At 45.9% G+C, this 22,949-nt stretch carries 14 protein-coding genes and 1 pseudogene; 3 read left to right on the top strand and 12 right to left on the bottom strand.

The window, feature by feature from the left end; genetic code table 11:
* The first annotated feature begins 469 nt into the window (after positions 1–469).
* A pseudogene (gene tnpA, locus ACO08K_RS10455) lies at positions 470–949 on the top strand (IS200/IS605 family transposase).
* A 367-nt stretch (positions 950–1,316) separates the two neighbouring features.
* Here the strand turns inward: tnpA and ACO08K_RS10460 are convergent.
* The 4 genes from ACO08K_RS10460 to ACO08K_RS10475 all read right to left on the bottom strand — a co-directional run bounded on the left by ACO08K_RS10460 (position 1,317) and on the right by ACO08K_RS10475 (position 10,143).
* Entirely contained in the window at positions 1,317–2,759 is a 1,443-nt protein-coding gene (locus ACO08K_RS10460) for a hypothetical protein (protein ID WP_421796338.1), read from the bottom strand.
* Between the two features lie 599 nt (positions 2,760–3,358).
* A complete protein-coding gene (locus tag ACO08K_RS10465; RefSeq protein WP_421796339.1) occupies positions 3,359–5,089 on the bottom strand; it encodes a hypothetical protein in 1,731 nt (576 codons plus the stop codon).
* A 209-nt stretch (positions 5,090–5,298) separates the two neighbouring features.
* On the bottom strand, positions 5,299–6,981 hold the full coding sequence (locus ACO08K_RS10470) for a RagB/SusD family nutrient uptake outer membrane protein (RefSeq protein WP_421796340.1): 1,683 nt from the start codon (positions 6,979–6,981) through the stop codon (positions 5,299–5,301).
* A 135-nt stretch (positions 6,982–7,116) separates the two neighbouring features.
* Positions 7,117–10,143 (bottom strand): SusC/RagA family TonB-linked outer membrane protein, encoded by a 3,027-nt coding sequence (locus ACO08K_RS10475; RefSeq protein ID WP_421796341.1) that lies wholly within the window; start codon positions 10,141–10,143, stop codon positions 7,117–7,119.
* A gap of 533 nt (positions 10,144–10,676) precedes the next feature.
* Between ACO08K_RS10475 and ACO08K_RS10480 the strand changes: the two genes are divergently transcribed.
* The gene (locus ACO08K_RS10480) at positions 10,677–12,035 is read left to right on the top strand and encodes a cytochrome-c peroxidase (RefSeq protein ID WP_421796342.1); all 1,359 of its coding nucleotides are present in this window, start codon (positions 10,677–10,679) and stop codon (positions 12,033–12,035) included.
* Positions 12,036–12,132: 97 nt separating this feature from the next.
* Here ACO08K_RS10480 and ACO08K_RS10485 read toward each other — a convergent pair whose 3' ends face one another.
* The 8 genes from ACO08K_RS10485 to ACO08K_RS10520 all read right to left on the bottom strand — a co-directional run bounded on the left by ACO08K_RS10485 (position 12,133) and on the right by ACO08K_RS10520 (position 21,117).
* Complete coding sequence (locus tag ACO08K_RS10485) at positions 12,133–12,801, bottom strand: hypothetical protein (protein WP_421796343.1); 669 nt, start codon at positions 12,799–12,801, stop codon at positions 12,133–12,135.
* 15 nt (positions 12,802–12,816) lie between these two features.
* Positions 12,817–14,823 (bottom strand): GEVED domain-containing protein, encoded by a 2,007-nt coding sequence (locus ACO08K_RS10490; RefSeq protein WP_421796344.1) that lies wholly within the window; start codon positions 14,821–14,823, stop codon positions 12,817–12,819.
* A gap of 293 nt (positions 14,824–15,116) precedes the next feature.
* A complete protein-coding gene (locus ACO08K_RS10495; protein ID WP_421796345.1) occupies positions 15,117–16,346 on the bottom strand; it encodes an MFS transporter in 1,230 nt (409 codons plus the stop codon).
* 257 nt (positions 16,347–16,603) lie between these two features.
* Positions 16,604–17,956, bottom strand: coding sequence for a M24 family metallopeptidase (locus ACO08K_RS10500; protein WP_421796346.1), 1,353 nt, complete (start codon positions 17,954–17,956; stop codon positions 16,604–16,606).
* A gap of 45 nt (positions 17,957–18,001) precedes the next feature.
* Entirely contained in the window at positions 18,002–18,193 is a 192-nt protein-coding gene (locus ACO08K_RS10505) for a DUF4177 domain-containing protein (protein WP_421796347.1), read from the bottom strand.
* Positions 18,194–18,208: 15 nt separating this feature from the next.
* A complete protein-coding gene (locus ACO08K_RS10510; RefSeq protein WP_421796348.1) occupies positions 18,209–18,436 on the bottom strand; it encodes a hypothetical protein in 228 nt (75 codons plus the stop codon).
* 384 nt (positions 18,437–18,820) lie between these two features.
* Positions 18,821–19,939: an SO2930 family diheme c-type cytochrome gene (locus ACO08K_RS10515; protein ID WP_421796349.1), complete on the bottom strand. Its 1,119-nt coding sequence runs from the start codon at positions 19,937–19,939 to the stop codon at positions 18,821–18,823.
* Positions 19,936–21,117 (bottom strand): parallel beta-helix domain-containing protein, encoded by a 1,182-nt coding sequence (locus ACO08K_RS10520; RefSeq protein WP_421796350.1) that lies wholly within the window; start codon positions 21,115–21,117, stop codon positions 19,936–19,938. Before ACO08K_RS10520 ends, ACO08K_RS10515 begins: the two co-directional genes overlap by 4 nt.
* A 360-nt stretch (positions 21,118–21,477) precedes the next feature.
* Between ACO08K_RS10520 and ACO08K_RS10525 the strand changes: the two genes are divergently transcribed.
* Entirely contained in the window at positions 21,478–22,815 is a 1,338-nt protein-coding gene (locus ACO08K_RS10525; RefSeq protein WP_421796351.1) for a hypothetical protein, read from the top strand.
* Positions 22,816–22,949 lie beyond the last annotated feature (134 nt).

Raw genomic sequence — 22,949 nt, forward strand, 5'->3', positions numbered from 1 at the left:
CTGGGCTACTTTAGACCGACGACCAGCGGCAGCGCCGCCAAAACGTCTGTAGAAACTAAGGATACCATGCTTTTTAAAGGTGCAGCGCACCGTAACAAATTACACTTACTGTTGCGGTGCGCTGCACCTTTAATTCAATCATCCAACGCTATTTCTACAGACGTTTTGCGGCGCTGCCGCGGGTCCGTTTCTTCTTGTATATTACCTTTATGTAGCTTTTTTTATTTCAAATTGACCAGACTCTATCCTATCCTTATAAAACTCCAAGACAAATAGTAGGTACAGATTGGAGTTTTAGATTACAAGATAGTTTTGTTTACTGACTCAAAACATTGACTAAACGAACTGTGAATTTCATCCTTATTCTTACTATTTTGAGCCAACGACCAGCGGCAGCGCCGCCAAAACGTCTGTAGATTTTGTCCGCGATCATAAGTCAAAGGTGCAGCGCACCGCAACCCAATCCCCAATGGCTAATACCTATACCCAACTCTATTTTCAAATTATATTTGCTGTAAAAAACCGCGATGCACTCATTAGCAAAGTATGGCAAGAAAAATTGCATGGCTACATCACTGGCATCGTGCAAAATCATGGGCATAAAATGTTATCGATTAATTCAATGCCTGACCATGTCCACATGCTTATCGGGTACAATCACACCAAATTGCTTCCCGATTTGGTATAAAACGTGAAAACCAGTTCCAACGATTACATCAAAATCAATCAACTATCTCGGTTTAAATTTGAATGGCAAAAAGGATATGGCGCATTTTCTTATAGTCGTTCTCAAATTCCAATTGTAGCGAAATACATTGAAAATCAAGAGGTCCATCATCGAAAAAAGTCATTTAGGGCTGAATATTTGGAGTTGTTGCGCAAGTTTGAGGTGGAATACGATGAGCGTTACGTTTTTGAGTTTTTTGATGATGTGCAAGGGTGGGAGTAAGTTGGTTGCGGTGCGCTGCACCTTTAACTCACTAAATCTGGCGCTATTTCTACAGACGTTTTGGCGGCTCTGCCGCTGGTTTTTGTGCCTAAAATCTCCCAATCACTTGATAATCAAATCACATCAAGTCTATTCAAAATGTTAAGCCAATTTGGGCTACTTCAAGCAAACCGACCAGCGGCAGAGCCGCCAAAACGTCTGTAGCATTTAAACCGTGCAGGGTTTTTAAGGTGCAGCATACCGGAACAAAAGGCAAAAATCATATCTGCCTTACCATTCCTCCTCTTGTCTTGGAATGGATGAATGGAAATCGTCCTATACCAGAGATTTTTTAGTTTAACCGCCTGACTATGAGGTCTGGGGGCGATTAGCCGTTGAGAAGATCATAGTCTTTGTTGACAGTTCTTTTAATTTCAATTTTAAACGCGAGGCCAAATGGCTCTTCAATATAATTCATTCCAATATCAAAATTTCTAAAAGACCAAAACCTGCCTTTCCAATTATTGTCAAGCACTTCTTTTTTTTCGATTTCCTGAAATATTTCTCTATTATTATCGTCTGTTCCGAACTCCTTTACAATTCTGTTTACTACTGTTTCCATCTCTGTCCAAAACAGAAAATTAGAGTAATTCCCTTGTTTCTTGTAGAAAATTAGGGAAGTTGAGTTTCCGTACTCTGAAATTTGCATCCGGTTAAAATAGTCTAATATTAACGGTTTTATCATAAATACTCTGGCAGGGTTTAGCTCATCATCTACCGAATCCATAAGGAGCAATGAATTTTCGATTAAATATTGAACTTGTTCAAGTAATGGTCTTTCCTCATTAAACAATTTTCTTTCTCTCATACAATTCAGAAAACCTGTAGAATATACGACCTCCGTATCTATGTTTAGTTGTTTATACAATGCTGACGATTTTCTGTTTGTGTTATCATCATCAGTCACAAAAATATCTGTGTGAGCAGCGTAAAAGGAATGAGCAGCATCATCAATTAAGTTAGATAGTTTCTTGTCTTTGTGATAACCAAATATATCGAGCTGGATATAGTAGTTGGAGAAATAATCGAACCTACTCGCTTTCTTATTTGAATTCTTGATAGTCTCAGTAGTCAATTCAAAGAAGCTCTTTTGTAGCTTATTTCTCTTCAATACATTATCCATATAATCGAACGGGTTTCCCCACTTTGAATTATCAGTTTCTATTTTTAAATCTTTATTCGAGTTCGCTCTAATTGTCTTAAAAATCTTTTCGAAGTCATCTAGATTTTGTATCACATTCAAAATATCCTCTAAAAGGCCTCCAAAGGTATTACGCCCTTTTGTGGATTTGAAGAAATCGTTTATTATTTGATACTCTTTGGGCAATTTGTCTAATTGAGTAAAATCAATTCCTGAAGGTAATAGCTTTAATAGCTTCCAATAAGATTGCCATAGCTTTCCAAGTGGATCATCATTATCAAATAGGTTCTCGAAATTGAACAAATTCTCATCTTCAGTATCAACGAATATCTCTTGGAAGTATTCCTTGGGATGAATTACATTTGGATAAACACTTTTCTCTTTGAAGTCATAGCATAGGCAATGATTAGAAGTGAGATCTCCTAAAAAATCAAGGTCTTTTTCTGTTTCAAGCTTACCTTTTTCAGATTTAAAATAACTCCTGTTTAAATCTTGTAAATGTGCGGGGGAATATGCAAGTAAAATAGATGATTTATTTTTTGACAAAAAATCATTTATCTCAGAATAGACTTGCCCCCTTTCTGTTCTGATGTAAGAGTAAATATTCCAATCAAAATAAATCCTTACCACATTTACTTTTTTTAATTGCCGAAAACTAGGTACTACTGCAACACACTCCCCTCTATCCAGCGCATTATCGCAGGGTAAATTGCATTGAATCCGCTCCAAGCTATAAGAAAAATCCCCAAAAAGCCCTTATAACCCCCAAAAATTTACTACAGGAACACACCTACTAGGTTAAATTGAAATCTGCAAGTTTGAAAAAAATTCTAGGATGGCAAAGATTTGCAGTTCAAGCGAAAAGTGCTCAAAAAAATAGAGTTTTCGCTCCAACTCGAACCTAATACTGAGCGAAAAGTGGATAAAAAAGGACACTTTTCGCTCAGAAAACCTGAACTGTGCGAGCGAAAAGTGGGTAAATCAGTAGAGTTTTCGCTCGATGGGTAGCGCTTGCCAGTTATCAAAGGCTTTTAAGGTGCATCAGAACAAAAAGCAAAAGTTGCGGTACTACGTACCTTAAAATCTATCTTCGTTCCTTGAGCTACAGACGTTTTGGCGGCTCTGCCGCTGGTCGCTATGCCTTAGATCACCCAATCATTTCATAATCAACTCACCTAAAAGTTAATGCTTTTTTTCTAAGTGATCGCCCAAGATCAACCTATAATCCCCTACAAAATCCTCGAAGCCCCAATTTCCGCATCCGCATATCTCCACGCCTTTTCAAATCGTAATTTCGTTTTATCGTAGTTCTTTTTATCCCCCATTTTTTCATAAAGATTCATCATCCCTCTCAATGCCCATCCATTTTCAGGATAATTCTTTAAATCCTGCTCATACACTTTTAGCGCTTCGGGATATTTTCCAGCATCAATCAACACTGCTCCCAAGTGATGGCGAACTGAAAAAAACCAATCCGGTGGTTCATTGTAATTTAAGGCATCCTCTTTTTCAACCGCTTCAGTCAACAGCGCAATGGCAGCGGGGAATTTTTTCTCCTTGGCCAGAATTTCACCCTCCAATGTTTTTGAAGCGATCATGCATAAATCAAAAACGCTGTTGATTCCCCAAATGGTCAAATCTTTGATTGTTGAATCGACCATGATGGATTTTATTTCGACCAGCTGTTTTTTTGCTTCTGAAACCTTGCTTTGGGAAAGCATGGCCATACCCTTTGCATAGTGCCAAACGGCCGAAGGATACTTCAAGTCCCTTTCAGGAGCAGGCGAATTAAGGATCTCCTTCCACAACCCAAGTTTCACTTGTACATACCAAGGGATGGAGTAATAATGCTGCAAAGTTGCCCAGGCCGGGTCTTTCAACAAACTTTTATGCGCATGATTCGCTGTTGCGATTGCACCCTCCATGGCGATTTTGCTTTCCCCGGAAAGGGTCGCGCAGGCCGCCAGGAAGTGGTAGTTGTGGGGGTAATAGGCAAGCGGATACACTCCTTGTGCATGACAGGCTTCCGTGTACAAGCTATCCACCAGCACCGCTTTTTGGTTGGAAACGGCTCCATCATGATAGCGGCCAATCCGGATATAGGTATGCGAAGGCATGTGCACCAGGTGGCCTGAACCCGGAACCAAATTCATCAAAAGATCAGCACTAGCCAAAGCTTTTTCTGCATGCTGAGACATTTCAGCTGCATGGATATAGAAATGGTTGGCACCAGCATGTCGGGGTTCCAGTTGTAGACATTTTTCAAGCACAGCCATAATCTCTGGCGTCCAGGGCTGAGGGCTTCCATCTTTGTTCCACAAATTCCAGGGGTGCAAATCCATGAGCGCCTCCGCATAAAGGGAGCCAATGGTCGCATCATTCGGATATTTTTTATACACTTTACCCATCGCGGCAGCATAAGCAGAGTCGAGGAAGGAACGAGCAGTAAGGGTATCTGCCGAATATCGCTGCGTTAAGGCTTCGATCAAATCTTTTTCTTTGGGGGTGCAAGAGGCTGCCAACGATTTGGCTTTTTGAGCAGCATCAAAAGCGCGTTGAAAATTATCCTTCTCCATCCCACCATTGTAATTCGGGCCTAAAACGTACGCAAAGCCCCACCAGGACATGGCACACTTTGGATCTTGTCGGGTCGCTTCAAAAAAGGAACGACCTGCTTCGGCATGGTTAAAACCAAAAGACAACATCAGCCCCTGGTCAAAGTACTGCTGTGCCTCCTTATTCTTTGTTGAAACGGGAAAATGAAGTCCTCCAAGCCCGCTGAACAGGGGGGCTTTTTTTCCCGATGAATACCAGGATTTGTCAATTACCTCTGGCGCACAAAGCACTCCATATTGACTGGTGAGAACATCATTTTTGGTGGAGGCCTCTTTATTTTTTGTTGTCTGGTTGCAGGAGCAAAGGATGACAATAAGCCAACATGTATAGAGCAGCTTGCGCATGATATCTAAGTTTATCATTGTTAAAAACTAGAGAATCAAGCTCAAAAAGCTTGTACAGAAAGGTTCTTTAAAACTAAAGATAGGCCGAAAAACCCAAAAAAACAACTACTGCCAAGTCATCTACTGCGTACTCATCTTCTGCCAGGAACAAAAATAGGCTACCCCCATCACTGAAGGTAGCCCATCCAAAACAAAGATCACTTAAAATATCAATAGCTCTGATTCTGCTTCAAATACCCGGGGATATTCGAAGCGCCGTCGATTGCGGTTTGTGGAATCGGGAACAAACGTTTGAATTTGTCGGTGTTGCTCTTTTCCGTCCAGATGCCTTCGTATTTGCCAAAGCGGATCATGTCCGTACGGCGCAGCAATTCCCAATACAACTCAAAGCCACGCTCGCGGAACAACAAGTCTAGTGTCATAGCCGTCAGGGCCGGAGCTGGTTTGCTGAAGGTACGTGCCGCACGGATTGCGTTTACATCCGCCAGGGCGCCAGCTGCGTCACCTTTGCGCAATTTGGCCTCGGCGCGCATCAGGTATACGTCCGCCAGGCGCACGATGGGCAAATCCACATCGCCCAGGTTACGACCACTCGCTGACTTTTTGCTGAATTCATATTTCAATACCCGGTAGCCAGAGCTGTAATCACTGCCTGCAGTGGTATAATCTACCTTCTCGGTAAAGTTTACCGCCAGGGTTGGCTTATTCCGGCTGGAGCTGTAGAGTTTGCCTACTTTCAATTTGCCATCAGCGCATTTTACAAAGGCACCATTCACCCGGATAAACCCATACTGTTGGCCGCGTAGGATGCCTCGGTTCATGTTAAACGAAGCCCCATCTACACAGGAGTCGGCGGGAATGGTCCAGTTTTGACGATAAAAACGAGGGTCGATTTCGGCGGGGTCGGTAGGTGCATAAGCGTCCACCCAGGTACGGTAAAAATCGGGGGTGATGGCTGGACCATCCGTGCCATTGGCAGCAGGAAAGGCAGCCAGTGGGAACTGGTCGCCGGACAAAGAGAAGTAAGCCAAACGATTGTGGCCATTCAGTTCCGCCCGTTGGTCTACGGCAAAAATCAATTCCTTGTTGGTATGGTTGTCCATGTTAAAAATGGAGAAATAATCTGCTACCAACTGGTGCTGACCTGCACTAATGATTCGATTGGTATAATCGATGACCTTATCCATGTCCTCTGCCTTAAAATCAAAGGTGGCAGCATAAGGATCACGGTATACCGCTGCATTCAAATGCAAACGGGCCAACAAGCCCCAAACCCCCGCTTTACTCAAGCGCCCTGGGCCAACAGTCGTTGCCAGGTCGGGCTCAACGGCCAGAAATTCGTCCCGCAGGAAATTCGTGGCTTCGGTGCCCCGCATAATGGTGGAAATTTCGCCCAAGTCATTTTTGATAAAAACCAGGCCAAACAAGTCCAGCAAAATCAGGTTGTAATAAGCCCGCATCCCGCGCGCTTCGGCCAGATAGGTTTTGGCCACGGGGTCAGGATTGGTTGCCAGGGCATTCATGGCCGTTACCGCACGCGAGATACCTGTCAAGATGGTCGTCCAGGTGTTGCGCACATTGGGGTCGGCACTGGTGATGGTGTGGGTATGCAGTGCCATGTAAATGCCATTGTCACCCCAGTCTGTTCCGCCGCGGTAAGGCAGAATGGCCTCATCCGTAGAAATTTCCTGAAGGGCGAAATAGGTCGTGTGCTGAAACAAAGTTGGCAATACCGCATACACCGGAGCCAGGTTGCCATCGGCGGCCTGCTTGTCAGAAAGCCCCGTAGCCGAGGTTTCGTCCAGGATGATCTCGTCGAGATCGGTACAACTATTGGAGGTAAACAGTACACCTACCAGTAGTGTCATGAGGAAAACTATATTTTTAGTCATGGTTGTCGTGTTTTTATTAGTGGGGCAAAAATAAGTGTTCATTTTTTTTGAGCCAAAGGATTAAATAAGACACTTGAAATGAACCGTTTACTTATTTAATCCTCTGGCAAAATGAACACTTATTTTTTGTTGCCCTTAGAAAGTTACATTAAGGCCAAAGATCACTGATTTGGCGCGAGGGTAGCTCAAATAGTCGATACCGTAAGAAGAAATGCCACTGATGCTGCGGTCGTTGTTGACTTCAGGATCGTATCCGTCATACTTCGTGCTCAACCAAAGGTTTTGCCCCGTTACCGACAGGTTCAAACCTTTTACATACTTGTTGATGCCCAGTGCCTCGGTGTTGAAGGTATAATTCAAGGCAAGGTTGTTCAAACGCAAGAAAGCTCCATCTTTCAAAAAACGAGTAGATACTGGCGCTGCATTGTTGACCGATTCGTTGGGGAACAAAATGGCCTCTCTGGTGGTGTTGATGCCCTTGGACAAACGTAACTTGTAAAAGTTGGTATTGGCCGTGTTGTCGTAAATCATGTTGCCCGCAACCCCGTTGAAGTTGGCTCGCAAGTCAAAGCCTTTAAAGGTGAATACGGTATTGAAGTTGTACATCCGCGTTGGCAAAGCGCTACCTGCCGAAATGCGGTCTTTGTCGCTCACCACGCCATCGCCATCGGTATCGCGGTAGGTGCTCAAACCTTTGTCGTCAAATCCCGTAAATTCTCGCAAAAAGAAGGTACCAATTGGTTGACCATTCACGTATCCATTGATGGTAGCCGAAGTCAAACCAGAACCAGATGCAGAACCGGAAGGAATAACGGTATAAGGTGAATTTTCAACAATGTTGTCAATAAAAGTGACGTTTCCACCCACTTCAAATTTGAAACCATTGGCGAAACGTTTGCGGTAGTTCAGTTCCAGTTCTACCCCTTGGTTGGTGATTTCCATGTCCTCTACGTTCGTCCAGATGGAGGAAGCAGGTTGAACAGGGTCGGCAGGAATAACTTCCAGCAGGATGTTATTGGATACTTTGTTGAAATAATCGATTGCTCCTGACAAGGCTCCATTAAACAAGGCGAAGTCCAAACCAAGGTCAATCTGGGTAGAAACCTCCCACTGAATGTCCGGGTTGGCCAAACGGGTAAAGGTAGTGCCCGCCGGGAATGCGCCGGTTTCAGAAAGCGGATAACTGGTAGTACCCGAAACCGTTGAAGTAAACAAAGGCTGGGTAATTTTAGAAGGAATTTCCTGGTTACCCGTTTGTCCCCAACCTGCGCGGAGTTTCAAGTCGCTGAAAATTCCACCTTTCATAAAGCCTTCCTCGATGATTCTCCACCCTGCGGAAACAGAAGGGAAAATACCGTACTTGTTGTTTTCGCCAAACTTGGAAGAGCCATCGGCGCGAACCGTAGCGGTCAACAAATACTTGTCGTGGAATTGGTAATTCACCCGACCGAAGAAAGACTGCAATTCATTGATCAGCGCATAACCACCGGGACGGTTATTGGCCAGGGTCAATTCTTGCCCCAATCCAGGGTTGTAAATGGGCTCAATGGGCGAAATTGGGAATTTATTGATGCTGGAATTCCGACCCTGGAGGAAGATTTTTTGGTAAGAATGCCCCGCCAAAGCCGTCAAGCCATGTACATCATTATTAAAGGTGTAGGTAATGTAGTTTTCGATCAGGCGGTTGCGGTTGACGGTAGTGATCGTTTCCAGGCGACCATCTTGTTGAGGCACGGCGCTGGCCAAAGATTGCAGGTCGCGGGTGGAGGTGGCATTGTCGATGCCGAAGTTGAGCTTGTACACCAAACCCTTGGCCAAAGTCAAGGAAGGCGTAATGCTCCCAATGACCCGGTTAACCGTGGTGATGTCCTTTTCCAGTCCCAGCGTAATCAGTGGGTTGGTTCCACTGGCGTAGCGGTAGGGCAGACCCGTTGCTGCATCATACGCAGGATAAGTAGGGTTGGCCGAAAGCGCGCTGCCGATCATGCCACCGATTGGAGGCCGCTCGTTGAGGGTGCTGGTCGCATTCAAGTTCACGTCTACCTGCAGGCGATCGTCCAAAAATTTCTGGCTGATGTTCAAGCGACCAGAGTACAGGTTCAGGTCGTTGCCTTTCAGGATACCTTCCTGTTGTTGCAAGCCAAAGGAACCATAATAAGTCAACTTGTTCGCGCCACCACTCAAAGAGAGGTTATGGTTGCGGGTAATGGCGGTTCTGCTGATTTCTTTTTGCCAATCGGTATTGGCCTTCAGATCTTCCAATACGCCCCCTACCTTGGGTACCTCCTGGCGGTATTCGTCGGCAGTGAACAAATCGATGGGATTGGCCAGGCTGGAGATGCCCAGTCCACCAGAATAAGTCATCCCTGAGAAGCCAGATTTGCCTTTTTTGGTAGTAATCAGAATTACTCCATTGGCACCCCGTGAGCCGTAAATAGCGGTAGCCGAGGCATCTTTCAAGACGTCAATCGATTCAATGTCTTGCGGATTGAGAAAGGTCAAAGGGTTGGTATTGCCACCTGTGCCGGAATTATCCAGAGCCAATCCATCCAGTACAAACAAAGGTGTACTACCTGTGCGGACCCCGCCCGGGCCACGAATGGTGATGCTTTGGCGGCCGCCTGGTTCACCAGTAGTGGAGGTGACGTTTACACCAGCAACCTTGCCTTGCAGCAATTGTTCTGGTGAATTGATGATGCCTCGGTTAAAATCTTCGTTTTTGATGGACTTTGCCGAGCCAGTCATGTCTTTTTTGTTGGTGCTACCATAGCCGACGACCACTACCTGGGACAACTCTAGTGCACTGGATTTTAGACTGATGTCGATTTTGGTTTGGTTGCCGACCAACACTTCCTGCTTGTCGTAACCGACGAATTCAAAAACGAGGATGGCGTTTTGATCGGACACGGAAATACTGTAGTTTCCATTGATGTCTGTGGTGGTACCCTGGCTGGTGCCTTTGACCAATACCGTGCTGCCGATGAGTGCTTCTTGAGTTTCTGCGTCAATAACGCGGCCAGAAACGGTAATTTCGGTCAGATTTGGAACGCCAAGCGGCGCATTGGACCTTCCCTGGATGATGCTGTTGCAGAGCAACAAACCCAGAAATACAACGAGCCATTTTAGGCCGCGTTGGGGGTGAAAGGGTAGTGAGTGCTTCATTGTCTAAAGTAATTGGTAATGTAAAAAACAGCTTAAACTTATGGCAATTTGCACCTAATTCAAAATTTTATACAAATATTCTGATGAATAGTAAAATTTTTTATTGATAATTTAATGTTCTTTTAACGGGCAAAAAAATGTCCACTCAAACATCGTTATTTCTACTGTATTCAAAAAATGGGCGAGATAAACTAAAGGTTAAGAGTTAGTAAAGAAATTTGAGAATTGGTAAAAAAATTAATATCAAGTGCTTGCTTTTTATTTTTTTCTACTTAATTTTGTCAAAGTATCGCTTATGCGACATTTAGAGGCTATTTTTGTGAACATTTTTTGAGTTTGAGTATTCCTCCCCTCCATTGTACTCACCTCATTTTGATTGTCTGCATCTCCATACCGCTTTATCTTGGTTTTATCTCTAGAATCACACCATTGTAGGCTACAGTGAGATTTCATTGGGCCGCATTGTTTATTGCTATTGTTGCTTTTCAACAACATAGGGTACTCTATTTAACTCATGATCAAAAAAAACTGTAATGAAAAAGCTATTGGTAGCTGTTCTTTTTTTGGCTGCGCTCGCTTATGTTATTTCTTGTGAGCGGGAGGTCGCTAGTGATTTGGACCTCGACAGCCCTTTGGAAGCAATTTTGGATCAGAAATCAGTGACTGGATCTTACGCTGGATACATCATGCCAGAAAGTACTGATTTCGCCAATTTGCCTAACCAGGATGCCAAAAACCCGGTTACAGCGGAAAAAGTAGAGCTGGGTCGTCTGTTGTTTTTTGAGACAGGATTAGCGCTTGAAAACAAATACCCTTCATCAAAGGGCACTTTCTCTTGCAGCAGTTGTCACATTCCCAACCGTGGGTTCACTGCCGGGCGCTTTCAGGGCATAGCAGATGGAGCGGTCGGTTTTGGAAAAAGTGGTGAAGGCCGTCAAAAAAGTTCGGTCTATTTTGGGCACGAGGTGGATGCACAAGGCGCCAGACCACTTCCAGTCATCAACACCACTTACATTTCCAATGCGCTTTGGGCAGGTACTTTCGGGTCTTTCAATGTCAATGAAGGTACTAGCGCTGTCTGGAATCAGGATACCCTGGTTGCCATCAACCACGAGCAATTGATGGGGCTTGAAGCCAACAATGCCCGGGCACTAGCAGTACACCGCCAGGTGATCAACAAAACGGTAACCGACCAATTGGGTTACACCGAGATGTTTGATAAGGCATTCCCTGAAATTCCAGTAAAAGACCGCTACAACCGCAAAACGGGTTCTTTTGCTATCGCGGCATACTTCCGCACTATCCTGACCAACCAGGCGCCTTTTCAGCGTTGGTTGAAAGGGGAAAAAGATGCCATGACTGCACAACAAAAGAAAGGAGCCATTGTCTTTTTTGGCAAAGCGGGTTGTGTGAATTGCCACAATACGCCTTCATTGAATGCTTTCCCTCACCGCTTCTTTGCATTAGGTGTAAACAACTTGTACCAAAGTAATTTCAATGTGTTCCGCACGGACGCAAGCGATCGCCGCAACCTCGGCCGTGGTGGCTTTACTTACAAGGAGGAAGACATGCACAAGTTTAAGGTACCACAATTGTACAACCTTAAAAATGTAGGATTCTACTTCCACGGTGCCAGCAAAACTTCCTTGCGGGAAGTGGTTGAGTATTTCAATGCGGGGATTCCTGAAAATCCTTTGGTACCAGCTAGCCAGATTTCCAGCTTATTCAAACCGCTCAATTTATCTAAGGATGAAGTAGATGACTTGACTGAGTTCCTTGAAAATGGATTATTTGATCCAAATTTGGAACGCTATGCACCAACTAAGACCAAGTCTGGTAACTGCTTTCCAAATAATGACCCACAATCAAAAATAGACATGGGTTGTAACTAACTGCTCCAGATATTTTTTACGCTTAATTCTAGTAGAGGTTTTTGTAAGAAGAGGTGTTGTCGGCGGATTGCGGGCAACACCTCAGCTTTTTCAGCTTTCAAAGGCGATAAACCACTCCTAACCTCAAAGGAAGTTCATCCAGTACATCCAAAGAAAAAAGCCATTGTTCTTTTTGGCGCTCTGTCAAAGCCGGGTTATCCGTTATCCCATGTACTGCTGATAAACTTAAGCCCAGAACCATATTGGCTTCTACATTGAATCTTGAGTTCAGCCGCAGGGTATACCGAGGTACATAGCTGAAACTAAAGCCATAATACCCTTCGAATTTTGGGATTCCACTCATTAACAGTGGCTCAGCATCTGTTTCGTAAACAAATCCACGCAACGACCAGCCCCTCTGCCAATAACTTTTACCGCCATTTTTGGACAAGCGCCTTTTGCCAAATTCATAACGAAGACTGAATTCTTTTTCCTTTAAAATTCGAATTTCATCTTCGCTGCGTTTAAAGCGCAGTACACTCAATTCTAATTCATGGTATTTGCGCTCCTTTTTTCCGGCCCATTGAATGGCAGGAGAAAACCCTCCAAACTCAAAGGCGCCATAGCCGGCATTGTAATCGACCAAAGGCGAGCGGAATTTTTCGAACAAATAAAAATTACTGTACAACTTGATAAAAGTGGTGGTATCCGTTTTTTGCCCGTACAAAACTGAATAAGAAGTGATCCACAATAACATCAGGACGGTTAGTAGTGATAGAGGTTTCATCGTTTTTGATTAAAATCAGGGTTGTTGAATGATGATTTTTTCGATTTTTGAAAATTCAGCGGTTCTGATTTCCAAAAAATAGGTTCCGGCGGCTTGATTGCTCAGCTCCAAGGTCTCGTTGAGGACAATTTGATCCTGAAGCTCCCGACGAAAAACTACTCTGCCGATGAGGTCACGAACAGTGAGGGTTACGTTTTTAGGCCCTGTAAACACACTTTCTACCCGAAAAACACCCGTATTAGGGTTTGGTGAAACCACGATTGGAATATTCCTTGGAGGATTTTTTATGGAGACTTGAACCGAATCTCCGTAGCTTGGAGAGAATCCATTTAGCGTTTTAAAACTATGCGTATCTGACCAACCCAGTATGCTATAAGTACACCAATACCTAAACTGAAATTCGTAAGTAGTATTGGGTTTTAACTTATCCAGTACAATTTCTTTGTTGGCATAAGAACTAACTGATAAATTGGTCCAAAAAAACGCCCCTTTTTCCCGCCACTGCCAGGCGAATTGAACCCCGTATGGGATATCTGCGTAAAGAACGGCGCTAGTTGCGTTGATTCTTTTGATTTTTACAAACTTGGTTTGAGCAGGCTCGCAAACTCTAGGTGAAACAGCGATTTGTTTGACTTCCGACCATTCACTTTTTTGTCCATTTTCACAAAGGTAGCTGACTTGCCACTCATACGTTGCTTCGGATATCACAAAGGAGGGATACCAGTCGTAACTAGGGCGATTGGTACTTACTTGAACCCATTGGGTAGTGCCCAATTTTCGGAATCTCCAAAAAAATTGGTTGGAGGCTTGCATCTTGGACGTTAGAATGATATTGTCGCTGCGGAAACTCAGATCTATGCTTATAGACATTTGACTGGAAGGAATTTGTTGGCATTCACCCCAGGTAAAAAAACTACTCCTGGTCCAGTTGCTCCAATTTCCAGAAGAGCATTCCACACTTACTTCAATTTGATAAACCTTTCCTGGATCTAGACTATCCAACTCTATTTTAGGAATTTCACTTTCATAAATCGGAGACCACTTAAAATAGTCAGGACTATAACGCCAACGGTAATTCAAGGCATTTTGTCCAAGTAACTCCACCCCTACTCTGGATTGTTCTCGCAAATAAGTATTCCAGGTCATTTCTTTGGAATTGGAACAAATCAGGGTTTTAAATGCATAGGTATTGGAAAACGAGCCCCAGTTTCCGCCCCCACAACTACGGCGCACTTGAACTTCATATTCCGTATTTTGAATCAAACCAGTAATGCTTAAGTTTGGCGAGGCAGTTGAATCGGTAAAAATCCAAAAAGTATTCCCTTTGACGCGATAACGCCAGCTGTAACCCGTGTTTTCACCTGTAATGCTCAACGCTGCGTTGCCACTACTCACCGAATCCAATTTAAAACCACTGGGTTGCCAGGCCGGGCAAGGAGTAAAGATACCTAGTGAATAGTCCTCTACCTCCAGGATATTGAGGCTGCGTTCACAAACTTTTCCAAGCGTTTTTCTGGACATGATAACCCGCATCCGCGTCAAGCCCAGGGAAGCTGTTTTGGGGATGGCTATTTTCCAGGAGTATACCTTATCTGGAGCACCTTCGTCTTTAAAAATGGCTTCTCCTGCGTCATCAAAATCTTTGTCGCGATTAAAGTCTATAAAAATGGTGTAATAAACCCGGTAATAAGCGTCCAGGTCCCAAAACTCAATGGTCTTAACCGGAGTGATGGAAAAGGGCACTTCGGCACCTGGGTTGGCAATGAAGCGAGGGCTTAAATGTAAGCCTAAACCACCATCGTTGCCCGACTGATATTCTACTTCTCCAAAGCCAAATTTGTCAATATAGCCATCACTTTTATTGGCATAAGCCAGGCAATAGGCTTCATTACAGCCCTGGGTCTTTATGTTTTGAAATGTGCTCCAATCCGAAAATTGGTTGTTGAAGCAATCCTTGCGAACTTGAAATTCATACTCTGTACAAGGTTGTAAGCCTGCCAAATACAGGATGGCTCCTCTCACTGTTTGACTTTCCCAATTGATTTTCCCTTTAATTCGATATCTAAATTGGTAATTCACATTGAGCTCAGGGAAACTCAGTGTAACTTGGCAAGAAGATGGCCCTGCATGTATTGTAGCGATATTGGGAGCGTTGCAGGCCGTCTTTGTATTCGGTTCCACAGTCCTGATTTTGCACCAAGACTGTGGATTAAGGGTAAAAAATAGGAGCCAAAATAACAGGATATGATGGGTATAGCTTTTCATCCTAAAGTATTTTCAGTTCCTTACAAAAGTAAAATTTAGAATGCAAATTGTTATAATTGCGCTGCATATTTTTTACCAAATCCCTGCCCCTTCAGCCACCAAAAACCCAGCATCCCCACCAAACAGCAGCCGCTCAACACATACCACAAACTACTAAAGCCCCATTGCTCGGCCACATTCATACCGATGTTGGGGGCGATGATGTGCCCAAATGACCAGGCGCTGGAATACAAACCCAGGTATTGCCCTTGGGTGCTCGCGGGAGCACGATCTACCACGATACTGTTGGCAAAAGGCAGTTGGAAAATCTCTCCAAAGGTCACAGCTACCAGGCACAGGATTGCGGCGGTAGCTTGATGTGGGGTAAAATTGAGCAGGATAAAACCGATCCCAATCATGGCTGCGCCCAAAATCACCAGACTCATCTTGGCGTGCCGGCCTTCGAGGCGAGAAACCAGTGGCATTTCAATAAAAGTGATGATGATGCCGTTGCCCGCCAGCAAAAAGCCAATCACATTTTCGTCCCAATGCCAGCTCTCCTTCAAAAAGACTGGAACCATGCTGAAAAACTGCAAAAAGGCAATGGCGTTGATGGCAATCAGGACAAAAAAGAGCAAAAACTGCTTGTCGCGGTAAGGAGACGTGGCGCGGCCTTCAGCCTTGGTCGCTGCTTTTTCCTTACGCATCGATTTTTTCTCTACCAAAAAGAAGCGCAAGAAAAGAGCGGCGCCAATACAGGTGAGTCCATCCACCCAAAACAACCATTGGTAGCCCAGGCTATGCGCCAAAATACCGCCTAGTGCAGGTCCCATGCCAAAGCCCAGATTGATGGCCAAGCGCACCAAAGATAAGGAACGGGTATAATCTTCCGGCTTGCTGTAAGCCGAAATGGATGCCATGTTGGCCGGACGGAAACTGTCCCCTACCATGCCCACAATAAAAACGGCAATGCATAAGCCCAACAAACTCTGAACGTGTTGTATGGCGAAAAACAACAGCCCAGTCAAAAACAAAGACCAAAACATGATCTTGTATGAACCAATCAAGTCACTCAGTCGCCCACCCATGATGGTACCAATTACGGCACCAGCGCCAAAAGAAGTCAGGATCAACGCGGCCTGCCCTTTGGAAAAATCCAATTCCTGGGTCAGGTAAACGGCCAAAAAAGGGAATACCATGGTACCCGCCCGGTTGATGAAAGAAACCAGGCTGAGCATCCAGATGTCGCGATGGAGTCCAGCGAAAGAACTAAGGTAGGCGTTGAGTGCACGAGCAAGCATAGGTTGAGGAGTTGAGGAGTTGAGAAGTTCAGGAGTTGAGGAGTTGAGGCTACCGCAGAAACTTAGACAAGGACATTGTCAAAATCGTTGCGGTAGCCTCAACTTCTCAACTCCTCAACTCCTCAACCAGATATTAACCTCTCGTGCAACGAGTCAGTTGAAAGATAAGTTCCTGAAAAATAATCGATAAAACCCTTAATTACAATCGCTAATTCGGGAGAAAGCTCATTTGCAATTGTGATTATTTGCAGAATCCCTCACTGCCCGGCATTAGGTTTTGGGCGTGGGATCAAATACAGTATTTTCTGCCGATTGTCGGCATAATGCACTTTTTCACCATCAAACACTGCATTCTGCTCCAACATGATGCGCACCTCTTTGTTCCATTCGGGCAAAAAGACTTTGTTGTTGAGCTCGATGGCATAAGCGGTATTGGGCAAAATAGGATAATCTCCTGTGCCAGGCACTCCCGACTGCATGTCCCACATACCAATTGCAGGCCCGGCTCCGTGGCCGTGGTACCCGATGGGGTGTGAATAAATCTGGGGGTTTAAACCTTCAGCTTTGGCTTTGCTGAGGGTAGCTGCCAGGATTTCGTTGCCCGTACGTCCGGTTTTGTATTCACTGGTGAGGATGTCCATCAAGCGCAATCCTTTTTGGTAGGCCTGAAGCAAATACGCAGGGGGTGCCGATTCGCCGGGTTTCAAAACATAGGCATTTTGCTGGGTGTCGGTATTCAAGCCCAGGTATTTGATGCCAAAATCGATGTGTACGAGGTCGCCGGGTTGAATGATGGCAGCGTCAGGGCGTTGGGCAAAGCTGCGGTTTTGCTCATTGCCGCTGGGATCAGCCCGTTGCACATCGCAGGTGGGATGAAACCAGGAGTCAAGTCCCAAGCCTCGCACCTTTTCCCGATAAAACCACACCACATCATCGGTAGTGGTAATGCCAGGTTGAATGACTACCTCAGAAAGTCCTTCGGCGATAATGTCGTGGGCGATGCGGCAGATTTGTTCATAAACGGTCAGCTCCGCGGGGGTGCGCACTTCCAGCCAGTTGACGGCCAAACGTTCAGCAGAAACCAGGCGTTTTTCGTATTTATTGTCGAGTGATTCGCGGAGTTTTTGGTGGTGGAATGCGGAGAGGCCGTCCGCATGCCCAAAATTGGTGCTCAGGTTGATGCCAATGCGTTGGGGATTGCGCTCGGCCACCAGTTGGGCCAGGCGTTTCCACTGATCAGGCTCTTTATCCGGGTCCCAGGCTTTTTTGAATACCTCCCCTACGTCGTAACGCGCACAAGCCAGAAACTCCAGGGGTTTGTCCTTCCCTGGATCATAAATGAGCAACATAGTGGTGCGCCGTGCCGACAACCAGGTTGCGGGCAACATTGTGCGCAGCACTGGGTCTTCGTTGTACTCCCGCGCAATGACTAGCCACATGTCGATCCCTTCCTTGCGCATCAACTCGGGCAATAGGTTTTGGCAACGCTCTTTCAGCCAGCGATCCTGCACCACGGCTTGCTCCCGCAAGGTCAATATTTTTGCCTGCTGCGCTAGGCCGAGCACTACACCTGCTAGCCCCAATACAAAACTCAACACCAATTTTTTCATACTTACCATTTTAACAATTCATCATTCATCTCTCATCTTTCATCTCTAGACATAGTCGGTTTTTGGCCGCTCAAAAATCAACTCATAACTCATTTGCATGGCCGAACTCATGCTGGAAAAAATTTGCACGAGTCGCCAGCCTTCTTCAGCGTGTTCCGCAATGATGGCCTGATAATCCTCTTTGGGGAGGTTGTTCCAAATGTTGGTGGTCAATTTGACAAATTTGTATTCAAACATGGCTTGGGTTATGGTTCAAGGATTAAACAATTCGTCGATGGATTTTTGCAAGTCACGGGTACGGTCTTCGCTGTAGTTGGAGCGGTAGTCTTCTTCTACTTCCCATTCGGGGGTAAAATGTTCGGATGGGGCAGTCGGTGAATGGGCTGCACTCAGGACGTTGGCCACCGTTTGTAAGACATCAGGGTCCTGGGTTTGCAGGACTTGATTGATGATGAAGAGTTTGAGTGCTTTGAGTTCCATTCCGTTTTGAGTTGCTTTTTTAAAAGCTTATTAAAATTTTACCATTCCAAAGCGACATTAATAGCAACACGGATGACACGGATTTGGCGGATTAACGCGGATTTTCTTTTGCCTGCGGCAAAAGTTTTACTTGCCACGAATTACACTAATTTTCACGAATTCAGGCACAAACTTCGTTTGCGCAAAAACGCGTTGACATGAACAAAGTGAATGTCCAATTCGTGAAAATTGGTGTAATTCGTGGCTATCTTATCTCAATCACGCCTAAGGCGGGATAAAAATCCGCGTTAATCCGCCAAATCCGTGTCATCCGCGCTGCTATTAATGTCGCTTTTGTTTCGCTCATCATGCCTTTGAAGATAAGCCAAATTCATCAGTATTTTTTCAATTACACCCTCCCTTCAACTCCGCGATCCAATCCCGAATCAACTCTACCGCCTCCGTATGCACCATCACTCGCCCAATTTCCGGCATCATCACCCCAGGGTCAGTATTTTCCATACGGTACAAGAGAATCGATGCCTTGGGCTGCCCCGGTACAATGCTGAATTGGCGCCCTCCCGAACCCTTACCTGCCGCAACAGGCGGCTTGCAAAAACCCAGGTGCGCCAAGTCTTGCTGGTCGGCCTGCAAGTACAAACCCGAACTGTGCGCAGGCCCCTGCGGATGGTGGCAATGCCCACAATTCACATCCAGATAGGCCAGGGCTCGCTCTTGCAGTGAGCCCGTTTCCGGTTTGTCCCAAGCGGCGAGTTTGGCAAATTTCTCGCCATGATCACCGGTAGCCAAATAGCCTGACTTTTGCCAGCGACTCAGTTGGTTTTCGGTTTTGCCATCGGGGTAGCGCAGGTCCTTGTTGAGGTTGGCTACCTTTGGGCCGATGGGCTGAATGATGGCATCCCGGTTGTGGCAGCTCTTGCACTGCGTCTTATTGGGAACAAGGTATTCAATGTTTTGTTTATGCCCTTTTTCGTCCTGCCAACTTACCGGTTTGATGTCTCCAACGATGTTGAGCTCAGCGTCATTTTCGGCTTCATCCCATACGTAGGTGAAGGCCTGCCACTCCCCTTTGATTTTCATCAAAAGCCGCGTTTCCACTACATCCCAATCCGCTTCTGGCTTGGCAAAATCGGCGGGATAATAGAAGTTTTTGATCAAAACAGCCTGATCCGGAAAGTCCAGTCGACCGTCGGCAGCTACGGTAGCCTGGGTACCTTTGGGCATCCACACAAAACGGGCTTTGTGGGCATAATCGGTAAACAGTGGCGTGATCAATTCGTAAGGCAAAACGCCGGTGTTGGGCTTCAACTCGCGTTGGATGCCCGTGAAAAAGCCGTAGTCCGATAGTTTCGGATAAGGCGCTTTATTTGGATCAAAACGCACCGGGCCACTGACTTCCATGCCTTTTTTTTGCGCAGCAGGACCTTGACAAGTGAAACAAAAACCTAGTGCCAGGAAAAATCCAAGGACTAAAATCCGGCCTTTCAAAAACTCATTTTTCATTTGCACTGGTAAGGTTTTAGGTCAGGGTTGATGTTTTTAAAATCGTTGGCGGCGTCGATGTTGGCAAAACGCAGGCCAGCCTGAGGCTGGTCGATGCAGATGTTCATCGGGTTGCTGCTGCTGGGGCGTTTGTCGTCCAGAATGCCATCGTAGAGGATGTCCTGGGGTTTGCCGCCGAAGTACACGTTGACCATTTTGCCAAAGTCCTTGCTCAGATCGGGCAGGGCCTTTTTGCGCTCAAAACGGTTGTTGTGCAGCTTGATGTCGTAGGTGTAGGGGTCGTAGTTTTTGTCGTCCCATTTCAGTTGCACGATGTGGTAACTGGCAATGGCGGCACCCATGGTTTTGTGGCCGATGATTTCATTGTGGTGCGCTTCCACGTCTTTGGCAGCCAGAAAAATCAGGCCAGTGCCGGGGGCAACGGTGGCGACGATGTTCCCTTCGGGGGCAAAGTTGCGGTGGTTGTTGCTGATGATTTTGTTGTGGTGGATTTTGCAGCTTTTGCCATTGCCCGCCGGTAAACCGGGTAGGTCAAAGACGAGAATCCCGCCCGTATTTTTTTCCGAACGGCAGTATTTCACCTCGGCGTTCGTGCAGTTTTCAATCTCGATGCCCGCTACGTTTTCGTGGGCGTAGGAATTTTTGACCACCACATTTTTGGATTGCCCTACGTAGATGCCCGCATCAGAGGCAAAGGCAGCTTCACATTGGTCGATCAATACGCCGTCGCAGCCTACTGGATAAAGGCCATACCCACCATTGGTGGCATTGGCACCCCCGCTCCAGGTGGCTTTTACGTTGCGCATGGTGACGTGGTTGGCGTCTTGCACCCGAATGGCATCACCTTTGGTGTCGGTAACGGTGAGGTCCTGGATGGTCACCGAATCAGCAGTAATTTTGAGGCCTTCGGCACCAGCCTTTTGGCCCAAAAAAGAAAGAATGGTTTTTTCTTTGCCCGCACCCTGGATGGTCACGCCCTTTACGCCATCCAACAACAGTGGGCGGTCAAAATGGTGAATTCCCTCCGGGATCTTGATCACATCGCCGGGTTTGGCGTTGATCAATTGGGTTTGCAGGTCGTTGTAGAGTGCGGTGTCGACGTCTCCTGGATCGGAGGGGCGGGTATTCGTGCAGGCGGCGCACAAAAAGGCCAAAATTGCGAGCTGAGTGAACTTCATGAATTTGGTTTTATAACTTATCTGACGAAGATATAAAACCCCTTGCTTATTTTGGGCCTTGCTGCGTTTTCTTGTCACCAAATGTAAACAGTTCGTTATCCCAAATTTTCAGAAAAACACAAAGCGGCACAATTTTTAAGCACAAAGGACGCAAAGGAAAGCACAAAGGACACCAAGGCGAGACGTTGACAAAGCCATGCATCTGAGCTTTTTCCGTCAACCCTCATTGTGGGCAAAACGCCCCGTCAACGTCATAATCTTTGTGACCTTTGTGCTTTCCTTTGCGTCCTTTGTGCTCATCCTTTTGTTTGTGATGCTAATTTGAAGATTCGGGATGCTGCTCATATGTGTCTGCAAATTATGTCTAAAATAGTTAAGACCCTTTTGCATCTATTTTTGTCCGGCATCATGGTCGCCACGATGTACCAATTGGGCTATCATTGTCAGCAAACTGATTTTTGGCCGTTGCTGGGGACTTATGCCACATTTTTTGGTGCATACGCCCTGGTGCTCAAGCTGGCGATGGAAAAGGGAAGCATTCAATGGTACCTGCTTTTGGGGATTGGCCTGCGGCTGCTGCTGCTGTTTTCCATGCCCAACTTGTCGGATGATGTGTACCGTTACCTCTGGGATGGCAAGCTGTGGCTCAACGGCATCAACCCTTTTGTACATCCCCCCTCCTACTATGTGCAGCAAGGCGCGCTACCCAACGGGCTCAGCATGGAGCTTTACGCAGAGCTCAATTCACCGGATTACCACACCATTTACCCACCCATCGCCCAAGGCTTGTTTACGCTGAGTTGTGCCTTGTTTCCTGAAGACCTTTATGCGAGTATTGTAGCGATGAAGTTGGGGATTTTGTTGGCGGAATTGGGCAGTTTATGGCTCCTGAGGGTTTTGTTGCAACGCTTTCAAATCGCGCCACAGCACATCCTGATTTACGCCCTCAATCCCTTAATCATTTTGGAATTGGTAGGCAATGTCCACCTGGAAGCCTTAATGATTTTTTTCCTGCTGCTGGCCTTATTTCTGCTGCAAAAACAGCTACATGGTTGGGCGAGCGTGGCGCTGGCGGGCTCCATTGCCAGCAAGTTGTTGCCCCTGATGTTTTTGCCTTTTTTGATCCGGCGTTGGGGTTGGCCACAGCGGAGTATGGGGTATTTTGCGTTGCTGGGCGGGGTGTTGTTGTTGCTGTTTGTGCCGATGCTCAGTTGGGAATTCATCCAGGGTTTTGCCTCCAGTTTGGACTTGTACTTCCAAAAGTTTGAGTTCAATGCCGGAGTGTATTACCTACTGCGTTGGGTGTTTTATGTGCTGACGGGTTACAATTTGATCCTTGTTCTGGGGCCTCTTTTAGGTTTATTCGTAGTGTACAGCATCGTCAAAATGGCGCAGCGGGAGCAGGATTTGCGTTGGGGAAAACTGCCGCTGTTGATGGTACTGGCTTTTAGCTTGTATTTGTTTTCGGCGACCATCATTCATCCCTGGTACCTGGCGGTGCCGATTGTACTGTGCGTGCTCACGCCGCTGCGTTTTCCGGTGTTGTGGTCGGGGTTGGTGGTATTGTCGTATAGCCATTATGATGGGGGCGGTTTTGCGGAAAATTATTGGTTGATTGGGGTTGAGTATGGGGTTTTGGGGGTGTTTTTGGCGATGGAGTGGCGGAAATCGACAAAAAACAGCGCAAGTGAGCGGTAACTATCCAAAAACAATCGATTCTGCTCACTTGTATTTTTCTTTTGAGCGGAAAGTGTGTTTCCAGGTTGGTTTCCGCCCACTTGGCAAAATGAGGGGGCGGTTTTGCGGAAAATTATGGTTGGCGTGGATGGAGT

Source organism: Haliscomenobacter sp., from assembly GCF_965225875.1.
Lineage (GTDB): Bacteria > Bacteroidota > Bacteroidia > Chitinophagales > Saprospiraceae > Haliscomenobacter.

Coding starts and splice junctions, on each gene's coding strand:
- ACO08K_RS10495 (WP_421796345.1), bottom strand. CDS start 16,346: ATGCTTGCTCGTGCACTCAACGCCTACCTTAGTTCTTTCGCTGGACTC.
- ACO08K_RS10465 (WP_421796339.1), bottom strand. CDS start 5,089: ATGCGCAAGCTGCTCTATACATGTTGGCTTATTGTCATCCTTTGCTCC.
- ACO08K_RS10470 (WP_421796340.1), bottom strand. CDS start 6,981: ATGACTAAAAATATAGTTTTCCTCATGACACTACTGGTAGGTGTACTG.
- ACO08K_RS10520 (WP_421796350.1), bottom strand. CDS start 21,117: ATGAAGTTCACTCAGCTCGCAATTTTGGCCTTTTTGTGCGCCGCCTGC.
- ACO08K_RS10515 (WP_421796349.1), bottom strand. CDS start 19,939: ATGAAAAATGAGTTTTTGAAAGGCCGGATTTTAGTCCTTGGATTTTTC.
- ACO08K_RS10510 (WP_421796348.1), bottom strand. CDS start 18,436: ATGGAACTCAAAGCACTCAAACTCTTCATCATCAATCAAGTCCTGCAA.
- ACO08K_RS10475 (WP_421796341.1), bottom strand. CDS start 10,143: ATGAAGCACTCACTACCCTTTCACCCCCAACGCGGCCTAAAATGGCTC.
- ACO08K_RS10480 (WP_421796342.1), top strand. CDS start 10,677: ATGAAAAAGCTATTGGTAGCTGTTCTTTTTTTGGCTGCGCTCGCTTAT.
- ACO08K_RS10485 (WP_421796343.1), bottom strand. CDS start 12,801: ATGAAACCTCTATCACTACTAACCGTCCTGATGTTATTGTGGATCACT.
- ACO08K_RS10500 (WP_421796346.1), bottom strand. CDS start 17,956: ATGAAAAAATTGGTGTTGAGTTTTGTATTGGGGCTAGCAGGTGTAGTG.
- ACO08K_RS10505 (WP_421796347.1), bottom strand. CDS start 18,193: ATGTTTGAATACAAATTTGTCAAATTGACCACCAACATTTGGAACAAC.
- ACO08K_RS10525 (WP_421796351.1), top strand. CDS start 21,478: ATGTCTAAAATAGTTAAGACCCTTTTGCATCTATTTTTGTCCGGCATC.